Genomic DNA, 21,160 nt, shown 5'->3' with positions numbered 1-21,160 from the left:
ATTGTGCAATCGCCCCCGCGGATCATGCACCCGCTTAACTTGCTGAGAATGAATGATGATTGAAAACTGGTACAGGGCCGATGAGGCACGAAAATGGCGGGATCGGGCCGGAACAGATCCCGCAGATCAGGAACTGGGCGAACGTGTCTACACCTCGCGGCTGATCGGTCAGAACCCGGACCTTCTGATGCATGGTGGAGGCAACACGTCAGTCAAGCTGGAACGCCCTGATCTGTTCGGCGATCCGCGGCGTGTTCTGCATGTCAAGGGGTCTGGGTGGGATCTGGACAGCATCGAGGCGCCGGGCCTGCCAGGTGTTTGGCTTGCTCCTTTGATGAAACTGCGCGCGCTGGACCACCTTTCAGATGCGCAGATGGTCAATGTTCAGCGCGCCAATCTGCTGGACTCGGGCTCACCGAACCCCTCTGTAGAAACACTCTTACATGCGTTTCTGCCGCACAAATATGTGGATCATACGCACGCGACACCCTTTCTGGTGCTCGCCAATCTGCCAAACGCCGAGGAGGTTTGCCGCGAGATTTTTGGTGACCGATTGGGCATTGTACCCTATATCATGCCTGGCTTTGGGCTGGCCAAAAAGGCGGCCGAGGTGTTTGACAAAAACCCGAATGTCGAAGGACTTCTACTGCTTCAGCATGGGCATTTTACGTTCGGCGCGACGGCGCAGGAAAGCTATGACCGGATCGTGGCCCATACCAACGAAGTCGCTGCCTATTTCGGAATGAAGGACCTGACGACAATTGGCCGTCGCGATCCGGCTGAGAATCTTGAGGTATTGCCGATCCTGCGCGGGGTCATTGCCGAAGTTGCAGCCCAACGGGATGACCCGATGCCGGTTTTTGACCTCCGCAACGGGCCGGATGTCATGCAGTTTTTTGATCGTCTGGATATTGATTCATTGGCCCAGCGAGGCATGGCGTCGCCGGATCATGTATTACGGACAAAAGGCTGCCCGCTTGTATTGCGAGCATCGGATTTGTCTGGGGGCCGGGCGCGGATCAAGGCGAAGGTCGCAGAGTTTGCCAAAGACTATCGGGAATATTTTGTACGGCAGGCCCCGCAGGCCGACGAGCCCAAGAAACTGCTGCCCCAAGACCCCAAGCATGCTTGGATCGAGGGCGTGGGAATCCTGGGAATAGGCCCAAACGCGAAGGCTGCCTCGACAGCGGCGGATCTTGCGGAACAAAACCTGCGGGTGCGATCAGTGGGCGAAGACGCGGGCGGTTTTTTTCCCAACAATGAAAAAGATCGCTTTGATTGTGAATACTGGTCGCTGGAACAGGCGAAGCTGGGCAAGAGCTCACCACCTCCGCTTCAGGGTAAGATCGTGATGGTAACCGGCGGTGCAGGGGCGATAGGTCTGGCGACCGCCAAGGCCTTTGCTGATGCCGGTGCAAATGTCGTTCTGGTGGATCGGGATGAAGGCGCGTTGGCCGAGGCCAAATCGACCCTTGGCACATGGCATTCGACATACGCTTGCGACGTAACCGAAAGAGGCGCCGCGGATGCCGCAATAGCCGCGGTGATACACCGGTTTGGTGGGCTCGATGTAATGGTGTCAAATGCCGGGGCCGCGACCTCGGGCGCATTGCTGGATCTTGGCGAAGAGGAATTCCGTGCTGCTTTTGAACTGAATTTCTTCGCGCACAAGGCATTTGCGATACAGGCTGCCCGAGTTATGCAAGCTCAGGGCCGCGGCGGTCAGATCCTGTTCAATATCTCGAAACAGGCGATCAACCCGGGCCGGAACATGGGGGCCTATGGCACGCCAAAAGCCGCCACCCTGTTTCTGTTGCGCCAGTTGACGCTTGAATTGGCCGAATATGGAATCCGTGTGAATGGGGTGAATGCAGACCGAATTCGGTCTGGCCTGCTGACGGATGGGTTCATTCAGGAACGCGCTGCCGCACGTGGCGTTTCCGAGGAGACCTATATGTCAGGCAACCTGCTGGGCCGCGAAGTCGAGGCAAAGCACGTCGCAAATGCCTTTGTTGCATTGGCGCTGATGGAACGCACCACCGGTCATGTCGTGACGGTGGATGGCGGCAACACCGAAGCCGAACTTCGGTAACGCCTTTGCCCGATTGGTTCCCTGCCTGTGGTGTACCGATGTGCCTCAGGCAGGAACTGCGGATCGGTCTTCACGGATCGGCAGGTGTACTATCGCGCTGAAGGCACCGATCGCGACCCCGATCCACCAAACCATGTTGTAGTCGCCATACTGGTCATACATGCGACCGCCAAGCCAGACGCCCAGAAAGCTGCCGATCTGGTGGCTCAGGAAGATAAAACCATAGAGCGTGCCCATATAGCGCAGACCGTAAAGATGCGCGACGAGACCCGAAGTCAGCGGCACGGTAGCCAGCCAAAGCGATCCCATCATCAACGAGAATACGATGACCGTAAGTGGTGTGATCGGGAACAGGATGAACAATGCCGCGGCAATCGTCCGGCACGTATAGACTGCGGCCAGAAGGTATTTCTTGTGAAAGTGATTGCCGGCCCAACCTGCTAGAAGCGTACCGCCGATATTGGCCAGACCGATCAATGAAATCGACACCGCTCCAAGCGCCGATGTGGAGGTGATACCGATGGAATGCAGTACACCTCCGGGCTGGATTGGCCCGCACATCTCGGTTACGAAAGCCGGGAAATGCGCGGTGATGAAGCCCAGTTGATATCCGCAGCTGAAAAACCCCAGAAAAATGAGAGCGTAGGAAGGATCGCGGAACGCCTTGCCCAGTATCTCGCTCATGCTTTCTTCCAGCTCAGCCTTCGAGATCGTCTGTGGTGCGCGCATAAAGGGCAAGGTCAACACAAGCGCAAGAATCGCCACGGCGAACACGACAAAGACGTGCTGCCATGGCAAGAATGACAGCAGCCATTCCGCCGTTGGCGCCCCCACAACCTGCCCAAAGCTGCCCGCGGCGGTAACGATGGCAAGCGACATGGACCGGTTTTCGTCGGCAGACGCGCGACCGACGACCGCCAGAACCACACCAAACCCGGTCCCGGCGATACCGAAACCCACCAGCCACGCATACATCTGATGTTCGAATGGTGTGACAGACCACGCTGTCAGCACCATGCCGGCCGCGTAGGTGAGAGCGCCAAGAATGATGGCTCGTCGGTCGCCTACCTTTTCGGCAATAGCGGCAAAGATCGGCTGTCCGATACCCCAAGCCAGGTTCTGAATTGCAATCGCCATTGAGAAATCGGTCCGCAGCCAGCCGAACTCAACCGCTATCGGAATCTGGAATAAGCCGAAAGAGGCGCGCACGGCGAAACTGACCGTGACGATGATGCATCCAACAATCAGGATCGGATTCAACAAGCGGGCGTATTGGGGCATGGGACCTCAGGCGTTGCGTCCGAAGGACCGTATTAGTTTTGGTGTCAGCGTCAATTCAGCAGATTTGCGGTCACGGATATACAAAATTGATGTTTCGCCAAAAATGGCTTCTTTTCAACGGGCGAGGTGACGGGTAAGGCTCAGATTCATGACGGATCTAATTTCGCTCTACGAGGCCCGCATCGCGGATGGAACCCTGACACGCGACGACGCGCAAGAGGCCGTTCTGCCTCAATTCGAACGTATCCGAGCCGCTTTGTCCGAGCCGGTCAAACGCGGGTTCTTCCGCAAGGCACCTCCGCCCCCCAGAGGACTGTATCTATGGGGCGGTGTCGGGCGTGGAAAATCGATGCTGATGGATATGTTCGTCGATACGCTGGGCGACATCCCGGCACGGCGTGTGCATTTTCATGCTTTCATGCAGGAAATCCATGCTGGAATGCACAAGGCACGACAACAAAATGTAGAGGATGCCCTGGCACCAGTGGCGAAGGAGGTGGTCAATTCAGTTCGCTTGCTCGCATTTGACGAAATGCAGATCACCGACATTACGGACGCAATGATTGTCGGGCGGCTGTTTGACTTGCTGCACGAGGGCGGCGTAGTCGTTGTAACCACGTCGAACAGGCATCCCGACGATCTGTACAAGGATGGGCTGAACCGGCAGCTGTTCCTGCCTTTCATCGCCCATATCAAAGAGCAGTCGCAGGTGTGGGAATTGGTGTCACCCACGGATTACCGGCAAAACAGGTTGGAGGGTGCCCCGGTCTACTTCACACCGATTGGCCCAGAAGCCCGGCAGAAAATCAGAGAGGTCTGGACAGATCTTGCCGGTGGACCCGCAGAACCGCTTGTATTGCAAGTCAAAGGCCGTGCCGTTGAACTGCCAGCCTTTCGCAACGGAGTGGCCCGGGCTTCATTTTATGACCTGTGTGGGCGCATGCTGGGACCGGGGGATTATCTGGCGATTGCGGAAGAAGTGAAGGTGCTGGTGCTTGAGGATATCCCACGCCTGTCGCGGAACAATTTCAACGAGGCCAAGCGTTTTGTCACCCTGATCGATGCGCTCTACGAAGCCAGGGTGCGATTGATCTGCTCGGCCGCGGCCGAACCCGAGATGCTGTATGTCGAAGGCGAAGGGACATTCGAGTTTGAACGCACCGCGTCGCGCCTGCGGGAAATGCAGGATCAGGATTGGGGGCAACTTGGGCGCTGATCCGCCCGTATCGCGTGACCCACCCAAGACTATGTCAGCCAGATCAAGAGGCTGGAACGCGCCTATGCGTTTTCTTGCAGAATTTTTCCGGCCAAATAAAGCGAACCGCAGATCAGAACACGCGCCTGCGGGTCATTGTCCGTGATCACTTTCAACGCGTCCGCTACGCTGTCTGCGGTGGACGCGGGCAGGTTGACCTTGGTCGCAGCCGCAGCGGTTTCTTCTGCACTAAGCGTCGCCGCTTCGCCCGGAATGGAGACGGCTGTAAGGCTTGCGGCCTTCTCAGCAAGAGGTGCGAGATACCCGGTCACATCCTTGGTGTTGAGCATGCCGCAAATCATGTGGGTCGGTTTAATTGGCAGATTCGTCAACACATCCGCCAACGCGACACCTGCGGCGGCGTTATGACCACCGTCCAGCCAAAGCTCGGCCTGCGGGGCCTGATCTACGAGCGGGCCGGATTTCAGACGCTGCATGCGTGCCGGCCATTCGGCTTTGGTGACAGCGGCTTCGTATGCGTCGTCGCCCATGTCCAGATGACGCAGAACTGCCAACGCTGCGCCTGCGTTCTGAACCTGGTGCGCGCCCAGAAGGTTGGGCAGAGGCACATCGCGTAAACCTGTTTCGTCCTGATAGATCAGGCGCCCGTTTTCTTCCTGCACGTGCCAGTGCTGCCCATGGATCAGCAAAGGCGCACCCAAACGGGCGGCGGTGTACTCGATGACCTCAAGCGCTTCGTCCTGTTGTGAGCCGACAATGCACGGAACGCCGGGCTTGATGATACCCGCTTTTTCCGCCGCGATCTTGCCCAAGGTATCACCCAGGAATTGTTCATGATCGATGGATACGGGTGTAATAACTGTGACGGTCGGGTTTTCGATCACGTTTGTAGCGTCCAGACGCCCGCCCAGCCCGACCTCGAGCAGTGTGTAATCTGCTTTGGCACGGGCAAAGGCCAGCAGGGCAGCACATGTGGTGATCTCAAAATAGGTGATGTTTTCGCCGCCGTTGGCAGCGTAGCATTCATCCAGAACCGCCGTCAGTTCTGTTTCCGAGATCAGCTCTCCGGCCAATCGAATGCGTTCATGAAATCGTGCCAGGTGCGGCGACGTATAAGCGTGTACCGAGCGTCCTGCCCCCTCAAGCCCCGCTCTGATCATCGCCTGAGTCGAGCCCTTGCCGTTGGTGCCGGCAATATGAATGACCGGCGGCAGTTTGAGTTGAGGATTGTCCAGCGCCGCCAGCAAACGCCAAACGCGGTCCAAGGTCAAATCAATGATCTTGGGATGCAGCGCCATCATCCGGTCGAGGATAGCGTCAGACGTCTTGGCCGTCATTTCGGATCTGTCTCTTCCACTGGGGCCTCGATTGCGTCGGCTGGTTCCGGTGCGGGTAGATCACCCTTGATCGCAGGGGGCAGCTTCATCAGCATGCGCGTGATGGTGATCAACTCGTCACGCAATTCGGTACGTTTGGTGACACGGTCCAGCATACCGTGATCCAGCAGGTATTCGGCGCGCTGAAAGCCTTCGGGTAGTTTTTCGCGAATCGTCTGCTCGATCACGCGAGGTCCGGCAAAGCAGATCAGCGCATTGGGTTCCGAGATATGGACATCGCCCAGCATCGCATAAGATGCAGTGACCCCACCAGTCGTCGGATGAGTCAGAACAACGATATATGGCAGGTTGGCTTCTTTCAGCATCTCAACTGCCACAGTGGTGCGCGGCATCTGCATCAGGCTGAGGATGCCTTCCTGCATACGGGCCCCACCGGCAGCCGAGAAAAGGATCAGAGGACGCTTGAGTTTTACCGCTTCCTGCGCGGCAGCGATGATCGCGTTGCCGACATACATCCCCATCGATCCGCCCATGAACGAAAAGTCCTGGGCTGCGGCCACGATTGGGGTGCGGCCAATTTCACCCAAAGCGACCAGCATGGCTTCCTTTTCGCCGGTCTTTTTCTGCGCTGCTTTCATGCGGTCGGGATATTTCTTCTGATCGCGGAATTGCAACGGGTCGTCTTTTGGGGTGGGCACCTCAACCTCGGCAAAGACTCCGCCGTCAAACAAGTGCTTGAACCGTTCACGCGGCGTGATCGCCATATGGTGGTCACACTGTGTGCAGACATTCTGGTTTTCCGCCAACTCGCGATGGAACAGCATCGTTCCGCATTCGTCGCATTTGTGCCAGAGGTTTTCGGGCACTTCGCGGCGTGAGAAGATCGAGTTGATCCGGGGGCGGACGTAGTTTGTGATCCAGTTCATGTCGGAACCTTGGCTTGTGCGGTGTTGACGTCAAATAGGACGCCACGGAAGGAATTGCAATCAACGCCTGAGCGCAAGTCGCGCGGCCAGCCAGCAAACGAACATCACAGCCAGGTCCACCAAAATCCAGGGACGAAGCTGCTCGGCGTCCGATGCATCGAACGGAAGGGTAAACAGGGCCAGCCCGTTCAGGTTGTCAGGCAACGAGATGAACAGCAACGCAATGATGTTGTTGAAAAAATGCAACGCAATAGCAGGTCCCAGTGTTCCAGCCCGGGCCGTCAGGTCCGACGTCAACAGACCAAAAACGCAAGCCCATAGCGCAATCAGCAGCGCATTGTCGCCAGCCATGTCGGGTGTGTAATGTCCAACGGCAAACAGGATGGAGGGTACCCCCATCCAGATGACAGGAGATTGGAATCTGGCTGCCAGAGTTTGCTGGATATACCCTCTGAACAATAGTTCTTCGGCGCTGGTCTGTACCAGAACAACCAACGCCGAAACCGGCAACAGAAGAAGCCAAGTCGACAATGGCAGGTTCTGCGATAGAGATCCGCCGAAGCCATAAGGCGGCAACAAGAACCCGACCACACCCAAAATAAGAAGTGCTTTCAACACTTTCAGGAATTGCCCCGCTGCCAATCGGTACCCGCCGATGATAGACGCCAAAGACCTTTGCTGAACTTGCCGCGCGGCGACTGCCACGCCTAGAATGATGAAACCGAAACTGGCCAACAGCAACAGCAGCGCGAGGGGTGAACTGCCCATCAAAAGCGTCTGCGCCCAGCTTTCCGGCCCCATCCCGGCGATCACGGTAAAAAACACGATATTCAGAACGCTGACCAGCACTGCAACCAGCAAGAGCCCCAGCAACAGGCGCCAGATTTCCGGTTTGGCGCGTGCCGTTTCGACCAAATTGCTATGAGCGGTATATGCTTTAGGCATTTTTATCCGTGCTTTCCGGAGTCACCTGATCCGCAATGGCAGGGAGCAGCTCCTCAGGGTTCTGTGCTGCGTTGATTCTTGTGGACAGCGTAGTCAGATACCCCGCGACAGTCTGCAGCAATTGTGTTGCAACCGAAGCGTCGCTTTCGACCACGGCACGCAGTTCCTCTGCTCCGATACGCAGGAAACTACAGTCTTCGATGGCGACCAGATCCAGTTGTCTGGGTTCTCCTGTAATGATGGAGAGATCACCGATCAGACGCCCGGGCTCGATGATCGAGATTGGGCGTTTTGTTCCATCATCCGCAGGCCAGTCCAGTCTGGCCCGACCTGAGATGCACAGATACGCCGCGTCCGGTGCCTGACCATGCGAGAAGATGACTTGCCCAGCTGCAGCCTCGTACCATTGCGCTGAGAAGGCCAGCAGTCGCTGGTTGCGACCGTCCACGCCGGAAAACAACTCAGTGGCGGATAGGATTTCAAGCTTTCGGCTCAGGTCGTCCGAAGTGCTGTCTTCTTTTGTTGAAGAAGTGCGTGATACTCCGTCGATACGACCTTCTTTGATTTCCACAAACAAATCATAAGCTTCGGGATGTGCAAAGTGATCTTCCATAAAGATCATAATGGAATCCGGCAGCAACTCCCGTAGCTTCAGGCGGGTGCGCAGTCGGCTTTCAGAATCGTGACTTGCCAGAGCCTTATCCAAAATCAGGATGTCAGGACGCTTGATACCGGCGCGAGAGAAAGCGGCACGTTCCTGAAAGACGGTCGGCAGATTGTTCCCGCCCAGACCCGTTGGCAGATCATAAATGATGGCCGCTGCCCGGCGTCGCAAGCCGGCTTCGTTCATGGCTTCGGCCACGACGTCTTCTATGTCGTCTGCATGTGCACCTGCCATCAAAGACACCCGGCCGTAGATCGCATTTTCCAATACTGTCAGGCGTGGCACATAGATATCCGGCGCAACCGTTATGAACATACCACCCATCGCATCCCGCAGCCGCTTGGCCTGACTTTTGCGAATGGCAAGAATCTTTTCCTTGTACTCGTCCGGAAAGTCCGGACCGATCTGTTCTGCCGTCAACAGGAACGGCACCGTCAATAGCAATGCACGCTCCTGATCGCTCACAGCCATATCACCTTTGGCTTTGCGCCGTTCTTCGATATCCAGCAATTTGTGATACATGTCCTTGGACATACCAAGCCTTAGGAAAAGCGGGTGATCCGCTCCGTCCCTCCCGAAGGTCTTGCTGAGCGTATCCATAACGGCCTGAGAGATACTAATCACGTCGTCAGCCAGATCATGGGCGCTGAGCATCTGAACGAACCGTTCGTCACCAGCCAGAATGTCCGGAGATATGTCCCTGGATGGTGCCGCGAACAACAGGTTGCCGCCCAGCGGAACTGCCGGGTTGAAGCGATCGGGGTCAAACCGGTACACATAGCGGTCAAGTCCCTTTTCCGCCAGACGCTTGGCGATTATCCCTCGTAGGTTGACCACTTCCTGTGCCAGAACCGGGTGAATTTCGGGGTCAAACTGCGTACGCAATGTGCGGCGGAACATGAACTCATCAATGCCCATCGCTTCCACCAGCTGGAACCACCAGTCACGTATGTCTTCGATATCGTCAAGGCCAGCGAGACCCGGATCAATCCATTCATCGCCCAGAGAATCCGGTGAATTGCCTGCACGAACAGCTTCGATCTGCCACCGTGTCGGGGCTCTGAGCGTTTCTGCTTCATGACGTGGGTGCGTCCGCAAGGGCATCATGAGGTTATCGCCCAACGTCCCGTCAAACAGGTACGGGCGCGAATAGGCATAGCCGATCCGGGCCGCAATGACGGACTGATGCAGGCCACGTAGATTGTGTCCGGCCATGATCACCTCGCCTTGCACCGGTAACACTTCACGTGTCAGGAGCTGCCCCAACGCACTACGCTCCGACGCGTGTGAAGACTGAATCGCGACACGCGCGCCACGTGGAATGGTCAGATCGAGATCTTCTAGAACAGTTTTACCATCAATATCGCGGACCGTCACATTTCGCAGCTCGATATCGCCAGTCAGACGCGGGATGGTTTCAGGTTCACCTTCGAACAGCTCTTCCGGTATCATGCTATCCGGAGCAAATCTCTCGGTGACGATCTCCCACCGCAAAGACATGTCCTGCACCTGGTTGTAATAGGTCAGCAGATCCTTCCATGGGCCGCTCAGATCCTTGTAGGCACCCAATGCAGCAACCAAAGCACCTACGGTTACCTCACCGGTAATCGCCAGATATCCACCCACTGAATAAAACAGAAAGGGCGTTATCTGAGTAATCAGATTGTTGAGGAACTTCATGAAGAATTTTTTGTTGTAGATCTTGAAGCGGATCTCGAACAGGGTCCCCAACCGATGGCTGAATTGCGCCAAGCGATAGCGCCAACCGCCATTGGTACGCAGATCGCTGATACCCGCCGCAGTTTCGCCGATCTCCGAGCTCAGACGTCGAACTTCCTGAATGCGGTCCTTGTTCAGAAGATTGATCTGCCGCTGAAGCTTGGGGATCAGCCAGGCCTGAAGCGGGATCAGCGCGATACTGGCAAGTCCGAACCAAACACTTTGCATGAACAGGAATGTGACGATCGTCATCATCTGGCCGAACTGAAAAACCGGCTGTGCGATGGCATCCCCCATCAGGCCGCCCATCGGTTCGGCCTCGGATGTGATCATCGATACCAGCTCACCCTGGCTGGTGGTCGCGAAATAGGATTTCGGAAACCGCATCGAGCGCTGGATCAACGTATAACGCAGGCGCCGCAGCATGCGTTCCGCAAGGATGCCCTTCATCGTGTTGATGCGCATCTTCATCACACCACTTGCGATCACCGTCGCCAGGAATGCAATGCACAGTATCATCAGATACTGCACCTGCGTCACGGTGAAATTCCAGATGGTTACCGTGTCACCCGGCGCGCCGATTGCGTCGTTGATGATTTGTTTGGGCAATTCCAGCGAGGCATAAAGAAACGGGAACGACAAGACTGTCAGCAGAAGAAGAACAAGTTGCTGTTTCTTCGAATGTTTCCAAATGAAGGCAAATAAAGTGGACTCCATAACCTGGCCTTGTCATGAGCTAAATTGTTGCGTGGCTGTTTTTGGGGTGACCCACTTTGCAGGTACCAGACGGTAAGCACTGACCCTGTGTATTGCAAGAATAGACCAGTTCATATCCAACACGTCGCGCCTATCCAAATTATGGTCCGACCCCAACAGAAAACCGCAGGCTTTCGATAGCAATTTTGTTATTGCGGGTTTGTTCATGCTCTTCTCCTTGACTAACGACGGGCATTATCGGACGACGTGGCCATGAGCAGGATTCTGGATCGCTATATTCATCGCAAGATTATGGGGCGTTGGCGCAAGGCCGCGCACCAGGCCCCGTATGCCACGCAGGCAGATTTGCGGTTGCAACGAGACCAGGCCCGCGGTTTGCGCAGGCATCTTGATCATTTGATTCAGCAGGCGGACAGCCGCCTTATCCGGCCAAAGGTTGGGTCCACGCAGTTTTCCAAGCCCCTCGGGACGGACTGGAGCTGTCGCCCCGACCTTTGGCGTGGCCCCCTGACGCAACCGGGTGTGGCTTCGGCCCCGCGAAAGGCCGTTCTGGATAGGCAGGTCAGCCTGTTCCACGATTGCCCGCATTCTGAAATTGCCGTGCGGCAGGTCCGCAACAGGGAAGGCAGGGATCTGGCCCCGTTCAGTCTCGTGGTCGAGGTTTTCAGCTTTGAAGGATCCTTTCTGTCAGTTTCTGTCGAATTACCTGAGGATGCAGCAGTTAACCTCACACGCGAGCACCTTGTGAGGGTGGAAACCCTGATCGAGTGTGAAAAGCCATCGAGCGTGTTCGCGCGCCTCAACATTCAGCACGGGCCCAATATGGAGCAAGTGTTGCGAAGCCTTGATCCCACTGAGGCGTCGAATGCGGTGGATTTTGATCTGGCGCACCTCCCCCTGAATGAGCGCAGGATCGAAAAAATCTGGCTGGACCTGATTTTTGAAATGCCCGAAATGAACCGCATAGTGGTGCGGGATCTTACGTTTTGCCGTTTTCATCGCGCCGACTTGTGAGAAGATCAGACATGACGCAAACCACGTTAACCTTCATTCGGTTCGAAAACGGAACCTGGCAAGGCCATATTCAAGCCAGCAGTGAGCCGATTCTGGAGGTCAGCTACCAGGGCGAAACCCTTAACAATGTTGACCTGTCGCCCGCAGAAGACGGATGGGATTTACGCATACAGGTGCCTGTTGCCGCCCTATCCGAAGGCGTGCACACGTTCGTCATTGCAGACGCAGCTAATGCTGAAAAACTGGGACACTTCACGGTAATCTCGGGTGAGCCTGCAGCAGATGATCTCAGGGCCGAAGTAGATTTGTTGCGTGCAGAGCTGGATATGCTGAAACGCGCATTTCGTCGTATCTGCCGGGACGGCTACTGATCCGTTCTGGCCTGTTTTTCTATCCTTTTCACCGATTCCGTGCATCATGGTTGCATTCGAAACGGATCGTGCCCAGCAATGGACCGCAGCAGCATTGTCAAAGTCATCGCGTTGATGGTGACAGGATTTGGCATCGGTATCGATTTTACCGGTGCCCTCATGCTGGTGCCTGCAATCGAAAACGGCTTTGACGCCGATATCACCAGCACCCAATGGGTTCTGAACATCTATGCGTTGTTTTTTGCCATGACCATGGTCGCAGGCGGGCGGCTTGGCGACATGTATGGCCACCGCAGGATGATGCTTTTTGGCTTGTCGATCTTTCTGTTTTCCTCGGTCATGTGCTTTGTTTCGCCTAGCCTTGACTTCCTGATCGTTGCACGTGCGTTGCAAGGTATTGGCGCGGGATGCGTCTGGCCTTGCACTCTGGCGTTCGGGGCAACCAAGGTGGCGAAGCCTGAGCATCGGGCGTTGGTGATGGGGCTTATTCTGGCGGGTGTGACGACCGGTAATGTGTTTGGCCCGATGATTAGCGGGCTGGCTGTGAACCTGGGGGAGTGGCGGTACTTCTTCCTCGCCAATGTCGTCTTTTCCTGCATTTCGATGGCCACCGCGCTGATCCTGATGGAACGGGAAACCCATCACAAACAGGGTGAGCATCTCGACCTCGCCGGAATGGGTGTATTGTCCTTTGCCGTATTAATTCTGCTTTACGGTCTGGATGTGGGCGCGGATTGGGGGTGGACGTCCGTACCGTTGTTGATGCTCTTTTTCATCAGCGCTGCGCTTTTCATTCTGTTCCCGAAAGTCGAGCAACGCGTAACAGAGCCACTGCTTTTACCGCAGATGATGCAAAACCGCGAGTTTCGCATCACCCTTGGCCTGAACATGTTCAACGTGTCCGCGGCTTTTGTGGGGCTGCTGTATTTCCCGCAATACATGCAAAAGGTGCTGGGCTGGTCCACGTTTGAATCTGCACTGGGGTTGGCACCGCTAACCGTGTTGCTCGCGGTGGGGTCAGTCGTTTCAGGCACGCTTTACAATGATTTCGGCCCCAAGCGGTTACTGTTTTGGGGGTACCTGATTGCCACGATTGGGGCTGCGACGATTGTGGTGATGCCCAGCGATCTGGGATACTTTCGTATCCTGCCCGGCATGGCGATGATCGGACTGGGGGCAACCCTGACCGTCGGTCCGTCCGGCACGGCTGCAATGTGTGCAGTGAAGCCGGAACGGGCTGGGCTGGTCGGCGGTCTGAGCTTTATGACCCATCTGGTTTATGGCGCAATTTCTGTCGCGTGTGCCACGGCCATTATGTACGTCGTCAGCCTGTCTGAGCTTCGCCAGTATGTGGTTGCTTCCGGTATCAAGTTGACGGAAGCAGAGCTTCGGACGATCAATGGCGGAACACTTGATACGCCGTCCGCCCACGCGGTTATCAGCCGGTTGTCATCCAGCGAAGCAGAGACGGTTCATCGGGCATTGTCGGCAGCGTTTGACAGCGGGATGAGTATGGCTTTCGTCTTTTCAGCCCTATCGGTCTCGGTCGGTCTCGTTCTGGCGCTGCTTCTCGATGAAAAGAAACTGCACAGGATCGAAAGCTGAAGCCGGTCAGAAAGGGCTGCGACATGCGCAGCCCCTACAGTTTACTGTGACGGCCCGTTGGGGTTGAAGGCCGACAGCCCCTTCAGGATGTCGATAGCATAGGCCAGCTGGTAATCCTCTTCCCTCAACGCAGCCGTCGCCTCAGCCTTGGCGCGATCTTCTTCGATCTGGCGGATCTCATCTTCGCTCAGGCTGTCATTGTTGAGGCTGCCCCGCAGATCGGCCTCGGACCGCGAACGGGCGTTGGTTTCTTCCTCTTCCGGTTCAGGCGCCGGGCGGGGTTGTTCCACGATAATATCAGGGCTGACACCCAGAGCCTGAATCGACCGCCCTGATGGGGTGTAATACCGGGACGTGGTCAGGCGCATCGCACCATCACCCCGCAGCGGCATCACCGTCTGAACCGACCCCTTGCCAAAGCTTTTGGTGCCGACGACGATAGCGCGGCGATGATCCTGCAAGGCACCGGCAACGATTTCGGACGCTGAAGCCGATCCGCCATTTATCAGCACGACAATGGGTTTGCCTTCCGCCAGATCTCCGGGCGCAGCGTTGAACCGCTCACCCTCTTCCGGGTCCCGTCCACGGGTCGACACGATTTCACCTTCGTTCAGGAACGCATCCGAAACTTTTATGGCCTGTGTCAACAGTCCGCCGGGGTTGTTGCGCAGGTCCAATACGACACCATTGACCTTGTCGATGCCACCGGCCTCTTCGATCTGTTCCCGCAACCCTTCCTGCAGGTTTGGGAAGGTCTGGTCATTGAAGGTCGTTACGCGCAGGACGACGCTAGTGCCTTCGGTGCGCGCACGAACGGCGGTCAGCTTGATCGTGTCACGGATAATGGTGACATCGAATGGATCAGGCTCGCCTTCGCGCACGACGGTAATGACAATCTCTGAGCCGACCGGACCACGCATCAGATCCACCGCTTTGTCCAGCGTCAGGCCCAGAATGCTTTCTCCATCCACATGTGTGATGAAATCGCCGGCTTCGATCCCGGCCTCGTCAGCGGGTGTGTCGTCTATGGGAGACACGACTTTGACAAAACCGTCTTCCTGCGTGACCTCAATGCCTAGCCCACCGAACTCGCCCCGAGTCTGCACGCGCATCTGTTCGGCATCATCGGGCGAAAGATAACTGGAGTGCGGATCAAGAGAGGTCAGCATGCCATCGATTGCAGCCTCGATCAGTTCTTCGGGCTCAACCTCTTCGACATATTGTGCACGGATGCGCTCGAAAATGTCACCGAACAGGTCAAGCTGTTCATAGACGCTGGCCTTGTTCACGGCCTCTTGCGCCAGCAGGGGGCCTGCGATCTGCGTTGTAGCAAGAATGCCTGCCACCGTTCCGGCCAAACCGGCCATCACAAATTTCTTCATACTCGTTTATCCATCCTTGTCGGTCCGAAACCAAGTTTCCGGGTCCACCGGGCTGTTATCTTCTCTTACCTCTATATAGAGCGTTTCTGGGCGATCAGTTCCAGTGCCATCACCGCTTGTTGACAATATTGCGCCGATTTCCGGCGTTTCACCCGGCATCAGGCCAACCGGAGTGCCTTTTGGGATCACCTGCCCGGGTTGACCATAGACCTCTTGCAAGCCCGAAAACACGAACAACAGGCCCGGTTGCGGCTCCAGAATGACTAGGTTTCCCAGATCCAGCAATGGCCCGCGATAGCGGATCGTGGCCGCGGTTGGGGATGTTACAAGCGCACGGGAACGAGTGCCGATAACCAGACCTGCGCGGGTAACCCCTGTCGCGTCCGGCTCACCTGCCTTGCGAAGCACGACGCCTTGAACTGGCAACACGATCTGCCCTTTCTGGTCCAAGACACTTGCGTCGGATTCCATGATCTCACCTTCCGAGATTTCTGACAGGCCGCTTGCGAAGCCATCCAGAGTCTCGGTGGATGATATCAGAATGGCCGTGCGCACCGGGTCTTCAACAAATCGACGCGGCAAATCAGTGCGGTCGGCAATCGCTTCGCTCAACCGTGTGCGGGCCTCTTGCACACCGCTCAGTCCTTCTGTCAGAGTTTCCGAGGCGCTTTGCTGCAGAAGGCGCAGTGTCTGAACTTCGTTCAGGTCCTGTGCCAGCGCTTGCGCTTTTGCGTTGAGACCAGGCGTGACTTCAGAAAGTATCATTCCGGCCCGCGCCGCGCCCAATGGGCCTGAAGGGTGCAACATCAGCACCGGCGGGGCGGTCGTTTCAATGGTCTGCAAAACGCCAAGCAATTGCCTGACATCCTTTTCGCGCACCCTCAGTTGCGCGCTCAGTTGCGCTTCGCGTGTCGCAGCTTTGCGCAGACCATTCCGCATCGCGCTTAGCCCGGCCTCATAGGCCTGTATCGTTTCGGTCAACGCGCGCACCCGATCCCGGGCACCTTCGGCTTCAGTCAGAGAGATAGACGCCTGTTCCAGCATCTCTGCGGCTTCAAGTGCAGCCTGGGATGAGTCAGTCTGGGCCAGAGCCTGCAAGGTTGACAGCAAAAATAGTGCAAGGGCGGTCAGCCTCATGACAATAGGCTTTCTCCGGTCATTTCTGGCGGTTTGGGCAGGTTCATCAAGTCAAGCAGCGTCGGCGCCAGATCAGACAATCGACCTTGACGCAATCGCGCCCCTTCAGGTCCGCCAACCAACACAACGGGCACTGGGTTCAGCGTGTGCGCCGTATGTGCACCACCGGTTGCCGGATCAACCATCACTTCACAGTTTCCGTGGTCGGCGGTGATGATCATTGCACCGCCTGCCTTTTCCAAGGCAGCAACGACCTGTGCCAACCCTGTATCGACAGCCTCACATGCCTTGATCGCAGCTTGCAGATCGCCGGTATGCCCGACCATATCAGGGTTGGCGTAATTGGTCACGATCAGGTCATACCCTTGTTCAATCGCCTCGACAAACCTGGCTGTGACCTCAGCCGAGGACATCTCGGGCTGCAAGTCATAGGTCGCGACTTTAGGTGACTTGGGCATACAGCGATCTTCACCCTGTTCCGGGGTTTCCTTACCCCCGTTCAGGAAAAAGGTTACATGGGGGTATTTTTCAGTTTCAGCCAGCCGGAATTGACCTAATCCCTGCTTGGCCACCCATTCCCCGAGCGTGTTCTCAATCGCCCGTTTCGGAAAAACCGTGGTCATGTATGCGTTGTGACCGTCCGAATAATCCACCATACCCAGCAGCGCCGACAGTTTTGGCCGTGGCCCGGTTTCGAACTCTGCAAAGCCCGGTTCACCAATCGCGCGCAGAATTTCGCGAGCGCGATCTGCTCGGAAATTCAGACAGAAGAAGCCATCTCCGTCGACGACGCCTTCGTAACCTTCCAGTACGGTTGGCGTGATGAATTCGTCAGACTCAGACTGGTTGTAGGCGTGGTCCACGGCGCTATGTGCAGTGTTGGCCGCCCTGCCCTTGCCGTTGATCATCGCGTCGTAAGCTTCTGATACCCGCTCCCAGCGATTGTCGCGGTCCATGGCGAAATAGCGACCGCTCACCGTGACAACGCGGGCACCCTCGGGCAGCCGCTCTTCCAACCGGGACAAATAGGTCAGCGCAGATTTGGGGGCCACATCGCGCCCGTCGGTAACGGCATGAAGGGCGACAGGAACGCCGGCGTCCGTAATGGCCCTGGTTGCAGCTATGATGTGGTTCAGATGCCCATGGACACCACCGTCCGAGACCAACCCCATAAGGTGAGCCGTCCCCCCGGAGGCTTTGACCTTGGAAATAAAAGCCTGCAGGGCCTCATTGCCAAAAAATGAACCGTCTTCGATGGCCAGGTCAATCTGACCCAGATCCATGGCAACAACGCGACCTGCGCCGATATTGGTATGGCCTACTTCGGAATTACCCATCTGCCCGCTGGGCAAACCCACATCAGGGCCGTGCGTTACCAGCGTGGCGTGCGGGAACTTGGCCATGATCGCGTCAAAGGTCGGAGTGTTCGCCAGTAAAGGCGCATTCGCATGCTTGTCGTCGGACAGGCCCCAACCATCAAGAATACACAGAACAACTGGTTTGGGGGTGGACATTGAAATTCTCCGATTACTGCTCTTGGGTCATCTTCTACCGTCTGGCTGGCAAGGGGTGAACCGTCTTTGCGTCAATTTGCGCAGAATTAATCAAGCCGCCGGGCGCCCAAGGTCTCCCGCTGGAAGACAACGAACCCCTGAACAACTCAATTAAAGGGCCTCATGTTTTGTTCGATGAAAACGCGGACAAAACTAATCTTTTAGGTAGCTTTTGTATGGCTGCGCCATGCGGTCGCGATACTTGACCGTCAGTTCCAACGGCGTGTCGTTTTCGTCGTAAATACCGATCATGATTCCTGTACCCCCACTTCGCGTCCGCATATCGACCAACTGCTGTTCGGATCGGGTAGTGCGCTGAGACGTGCGCCGCGCCCAGGCGAACAGGTGATCATACATCTGCGCGATAACATCCGAATGGTCCGCGCTGTCACCTAAATCGATCAGCTCATCCGGGTCGTTTTCCAGATCGAACAGGATCGGCCTGTACCCACCTTCGCAATGGATGAGCTTCCACTTTTCATTCGCGACCATGAACATCACCGCATCGCGAACAGATGCGTTCAGCCGCTGCGCGATCGGAGACGCGGAATAGTCGTACTCGCAGATTGCGACCGTTCGGGGCGTTTTGTCGGACTGACCATGCAGGATCGGCAGCAGAGAATACCCCTCGAGAATATGACCGGCTTTTTCACCGCCTGCCTGTTCCAGAAACGTTGGCGCCAGATCGATCGACTCGACCAGCGCGTCGCAGGTGGTGCCGCGCGTGAGGTCTGCTTCAGGTGACGGATCATAAATAATCAGCGGCACTTTGGTTGAGGCATCGTGGAAGAACGTCTTTTCACCCATCCAGTGGTCGCCCAGAAAGTCGCCATGGTCTGAGGTCAACACGATCATCGTGTCGTCCATCCGCCCGGTTTTCTCCATCCAGTCGAACAGGCGACCCATCTGGTCATCAGCTTGTTTGATCAGCCCCATATAAGCCGGGATCACCGCCTCGCGGACATCCTGACGCGAAAATGCCTGCCCGACCTTGGTGTCCATAAAGGCCTTCAGGACGGGGTGTGCAGTCATTCGCTCGCCCTCAGAGCGGACCACGGGCACAACATGCTCTGGTCCATACATCGAAGCGTAAGGTTCTGGCACAACGTAAGGCCAGTGTGGCTTGATATAACTGAGGTGACAGCACCACGGTCCTTCATGGCTTTCCATGAACTCGATCCCACGGGTCGTCAGATATGGAGTTTCACTGTCCTCTTCTGCAATGTTTGCAGGCTCGGATGAATTCTTCAGGAACCAGCCTGACAGAACATTGCCATCGGCATCCAGACCGGAATTGGCAAAGTCATGCCAGGGGTTGTCGCTCTCGTATCCCTTGTCTGCAAGGTATTGGTTGTATTTCTTTGCCCCGTCCGGATCATAGAACCCATCCGGACCCTCGGCACGCAACCCGTCATCGCGTTCGAACACGTCAAACCCGCATTCCGCCACGCGGGCACCGATGACGCTGTCGGGCTCCAGCCCAAGACGGGCCATCCCCTCGGCATCCGCGGCCATATGTGTCTTGCCAACAAGCCAGCAATCCATTCCCGTTTTGCGCAGGTGGTCGCCCAGCGTGATCTCGCCCACTTTCAGAGGGATGTTGTTCCATGATGCACCATGGGAATGCACATATCGTCCGGTATAGGTCGACATACGTGAACTGCCGCAAATCGGCGACTGGATATAGGCGCGGTCAAAGCGGACACCGCGCGCGGCCAGACGATCGATATTCGGAGTGTGCAGATGTGGATGCCCATAACAGCTCAGATAATCCCAGCGCAGCTGGTCGAACATGATGAACAGGATATTCTTTGCCTTGGCCAACGCGACGCCTCTCCGGAAGTCATGGGGACCTAGTTAGCCATTTCCGCCCGCAGAGCGAAGAAAAACTTGCTTCAGGTCTGCTGTTCCATTTGTTCCAGCATCTTCCTGGCACGTTTGCATTGCAATTGGTCGCGCAGCGGGCTGTCCGGGTCGACATCTTTTTGGCACACAACGCACTTATCAGCGCCCGAAATCGCGTTCAGGCCACCACAGCTGCCCTTGATGGTCTTACCCATCAGTATGACACCCAAAGACATACCGACCATGACAAGTGCCAGCAGAATAAATGCCAGAATAAAAGTGCTCATCTTGGTCCCTGCCTGTCAGTTGGTTCCCAAAGCGTCTTTGAACGCGGTGCTGTGCGACGTAATATAGGCATCTTCGCCGCCTGTCACATCCCGCGAAATGAAGTACACGGCAAGTTTATGCTTTTCCGCAATGTCCATTCCCTTCTCCTGACCCAAAGCCAGCATGGCCGTTGCCCAGGCATCCGCCAACATAGCGTTTCCCGCCAGAACCGTGACAGAGGTCGTGCGATGTGTGATCGGGCGTCCCGTGGTCGGATCGATGATATGCGAATAACGCACACCGTCCTGTTCGAAGAAATTCTTGTAATCACCCGAGCTGGCCATGCCACGATCATCCAGGGAAACGATCAATTGAATGCTCTGAGTGCCCGTTTCAGGCTTTTCGATGCCAATGCGCCAGGCTTCGCCCTGCTCATTCTTTCCCTTGGCGACAAGATCACCGCCGATCTCGACAAGGTAATCGTCGATACCGGCATCCTGCAAAGCGCCGGCAACCGCATCGATGCCATAGCCCTTCGCAATCGCCGACAGGTTGATGCCCACTTGCGGATCAGATTTTGACAGAGTGCCAGATTCGGTGTTGAGCGTCAGCAAACTGGCTTGCCCGACGCCGCTTAACGCGGCCTCGATTTCGGCATCCGATGGCACCGGATCCTCGGGCTTGCGCGGGCCAAAGCCCCAAAGTTCGATCAGCGGGCCCAGAGTTACGTCAAAGGTCCCACCGGTTTTTTCGTGCACGTCATTGGCTGCCGAAAGGACCAGCGCGAGTTCGTCTGAAACCGGAATCGGGGCTGTGCTGGTTGAAGCCGAAAAAACGGAAACCTCGGACTTTGGATCCCAGTTGGACATCTTGGCGTTGACCTCGGCCAGCGTCTCTTCGACCGCGGCGGCCAATGCGGCCTCATCAATATCTTCACCGATCGCGGTAATATTGAAGGTCGTGCCCATTGTTTCGCCCGACAGACGAACCACCTCGGGTTCCTTGTCGAACAGACAGCCGGAAAGGAGGGTGGCAACGGCCAGTAAAGGCATAAGACGCATCGGTCGATCTCCGGGAAATTCTGTGCCC

The 21,160-nt window shown here is 56.4% G+C and carries 16 protein-coding genes; 5 read left to right on the top strand and 11 right to left on the bottom strand.

Translation table 11 applies throughout. From position 1 onward, the window contains the following. Positions 1 to 52 precede the first annotated feature (52 nt). Positions 53 to 2,092 (top strand): bifunctional aldolase/short-chain dehydrogenase, encoded by a 2,040-nt coding sequence (locus AC2FFA_RS09610; RefSeq protein WP_496851408.1) that lies wholly within the window; start codon positions 53 to 55, stop codon positions 2,090 to 2,092. A gap of 45 nt (positions 2,093 to 2,137) precedes the next feature. Here AC2FFA_RS09610 and AC2FFA_RS09605 read toward each other — a convergent pair whose 3' ends face one another. Beyond that, positions 2,138 to 3,373: an MFS transporter gene (locus tag AC2FFA_RS09605; protein ID WP_496670534.1), complete on the bottom strand. Its 1,236-nt coding sequence runs from the start codon at positions 3,371 to 3,373 to the stop codon at positions 2,138 to 2,140. A gap of 148 nt (positions 3,374 to 3,521) precedes the next feature. Here AC2FFA_RS09605 and zapE point away from each other — a divergent pair, with 148 nt between their 5' ends. Next, entirely contained in the window at positions 3,522 to 4,589 is a 1,068-nt protein-coding gene (gene zapE / locus AC2FFA_RS09600) for a cell division protein ZapE (RefSeq protein ID WP_496670532.1), read from the top strand. A gap of 62 nt (positions 4,590 to 4,651) precedes the next feature. Here the strand turns inward: zapE and AC2FFA_RS09595 are convergent, their stop codons facing one another. The 4 genes from AC2FFA_RS09595 to AC2FFA_RS09580 are packed head-to-tail and all read right to left on the bottom strand — an operon-like array spanning position 4,652 to position 10,897. Continuing rightward, on the bottom strand, positions 4,652 to 5,926 hold the full coding sequence (locus AC2FFA_RS09595; RefSeq protein WP_496851406.1) for a bifunctional folylpolyglutamate synthase/dihydrofolate synthase: 1,275 nt from the start codon (positions 5,924 to 5,926) through the stop codon (positions 4,652 to 4,654). Then, positions 5,923 to 6,852 (bottom strand): acetyl-CoA carboxylase, carboxyltransferase subunit beta, encoded by a 930-nt coding sequence (gene accD, locus AC2FFA_RS09590; protein ID WP_496851404.1) that lies wholly within the window; start codon positions 6,850 to 6,852, stop codon positions 5,923 to 5,925. The genes AC2FFA_RS09595 and accD overlap by 4 nt, the downstream gene beginning before the upstream one ends. A 60-nt stretch (positions 6,853 to 6,912) precedes the next feature. After that, on the bottom strand, positions 6,913 to 7,797 hold the full coding sequence (locus AC2FFA_RS09585) for a CPBP family intramembrane glutamic endopeptidase (protein ID WP_496851402.1): 885 nt from the start codon (positions 7,795 to 7,797) through the stop codon (positions 6,913 to 6,915). After that, positions 7,790 to 10,897, bottom strand: a complete 3,108-nt coding sequence (locus tag AC2FFA_RS09580) for an ABC transporter transmembrane domain-containing protein (protein ID WP_496851401.1) — start codon at positions 10,895 to 10,897, stop codon at positions 7,790 to 7,792. The genes AC2FFA_RS09585 and AC2FFA_RS09580 overlap by 8 nt, the downstream gene beginning before the upstream one ends. Before the next feature lie 252 nt (positions 10,898 to 11,149). Here AC2FFA_RS09580 and AC2FFA_RS09575 point away from each other — a divergent pair, with 252 nt between their 5' ends. From AC2FFA_RS09575 to AC2FFA_RS09565, 3 genes are all read left to right on the top strand, one after another. After that, positions 11,150 to 11,911 carry a DUF6478 family protein gene (locus AC2FFA_RS09575; protein ID WP_496670521.1) on the top strand — a complete coding sequence of 254 codons (762 nt, stop codon included), beginning with the start codon at positions 11,150 to 11,152 and terminating at the stop codon, positions 11,909 to 11,911. Between the two features lie 11 nt (positions 11,912 to 11,922). Continuing rightward, positions 11,923 to 12,282 carry a hypothetical protein gene (locus AC2FFA_RS09570; protein ID WP_496670518.1) on the top strand — a complete coding sequence of 120 codons (360 nt, stop codon included), beginning with the start codon at positions 11,923 to 11,925 and terminating at the stop codon, positions 12,280 to 12,282. 78 nt (positions 12,283 to 12,360) lie between these two features. Further along, on the top strand, positions 12,361 to 13,887 hold the full coding sequence (locus AC2FFA_RS09565; protein WP_496851398.1) for an MFS transporter: 1,527 nt from the start codon (positions 12,361 to 12,363) through the stop codon (positions 13,885 to 13,887). Positions 13,888 to 13,928: 41 nt separating this feature from the next. Here the strand turns inward: AC2FFA_RS09565 and AC2FFA_RS09560 are convergent, their stop codons facing one another. The 6 genes from AC2FFA_RS09560 to AC2FFA_RS09535 all read right to left on the bottom strand — a co-directional run bounded on the left by AC2FFA_RS09560 (position 13,929) and on the right by AC2FFA_RS09535 (position 21,132). Then, positions 13,929 to 15,269, bottom strand: a complete 1,341-nt coding sequence (locus AC2FFA_RS09560) for a S41 family peptidase (protein WP_496851397.1) — start codon at positions 15,267 to 15,269, stop codon at positions 13,929 to 13,931. Between the two features lie 6 nt (positions 15,270 to 15,275). Next, positions 15,276 to 16,406, bottom strand: a complete 1,131-nt coding sequence (locus AC2FFA_RS09555) for a murein hydrolase activator EnvC family protein (RefSeq protein ID WP_496851395.1) — start codon at positions 16,404 to 16,406, stop codon at positions 15,276 to 15,278. Next, the gene (gene gpmI, locus AC2FFA_RS09550) at positions 16,403 to 17,920 is read right to left on the bottom strand and encodes a 2,3-bisphosphoglycerate-independent phosphoglycerate mutase (protein ID WP_496851393.1); all 1,518 of its coding nucleotides are present in this window, start codon (positions 17,918 to 17,920) and stop codon (positions 16,403 to 16,405) included. Before gpmI ends, AC2FFA_RS09555 begins: the two co-directional genes overlap by 4 nt. A 192-nt stretch (positions 17,921 to 18,112) precedes the next feature. Continuing rightward, entirely contained in the window at positions 18,113 to 19,783 is a 1,671-nt protein-coding gene (locus tag AC2FFA_RS09545; protein ID WP_496670507.1) for a sulfatase-like hydrolase/transferase, read from the bottom strand. 71 nt (positions 19,784 to 19,854) lie between these two features. Then, complete coding sequence (gene nqrM / locus AC2FFA_RS09540; RefSeq protein WP_117873122.1) at positions 19,855 to 20,091, bottom strand: (Na+)-NQR maturation NqrM; 237 nt, start codon at positions 20,089 to 20,091, stop codon at positions 19,855 to 19,857. Between the two features lie 15 nt (positions 20,092 to 20,106). Further along, the gene (locus AC2FFA_RS09535) at positions 20,107 to 21,132 is read right to left on the bottom strand and encodes an FAD:protein FMN transferase (RefSeq protein WP_496851391.1); all 1,026 of its coding nucleotides are present in this window, start codon (positions 21,130 to 21,132) and stop codon (positions 20,107 to 20,109) included. Between the last annotated feature and the right edge of the window lie 28 nt (positions 21,133 to 21,160).

The organism is Ruegeria sp. YTSB088 (assembly GCF_059609825.1).
The sequence above is the reverse complement of the archived record's forward strand: the minus strand, read 5'-3'. Positions and strand labels throughout refer to the sequence as shown.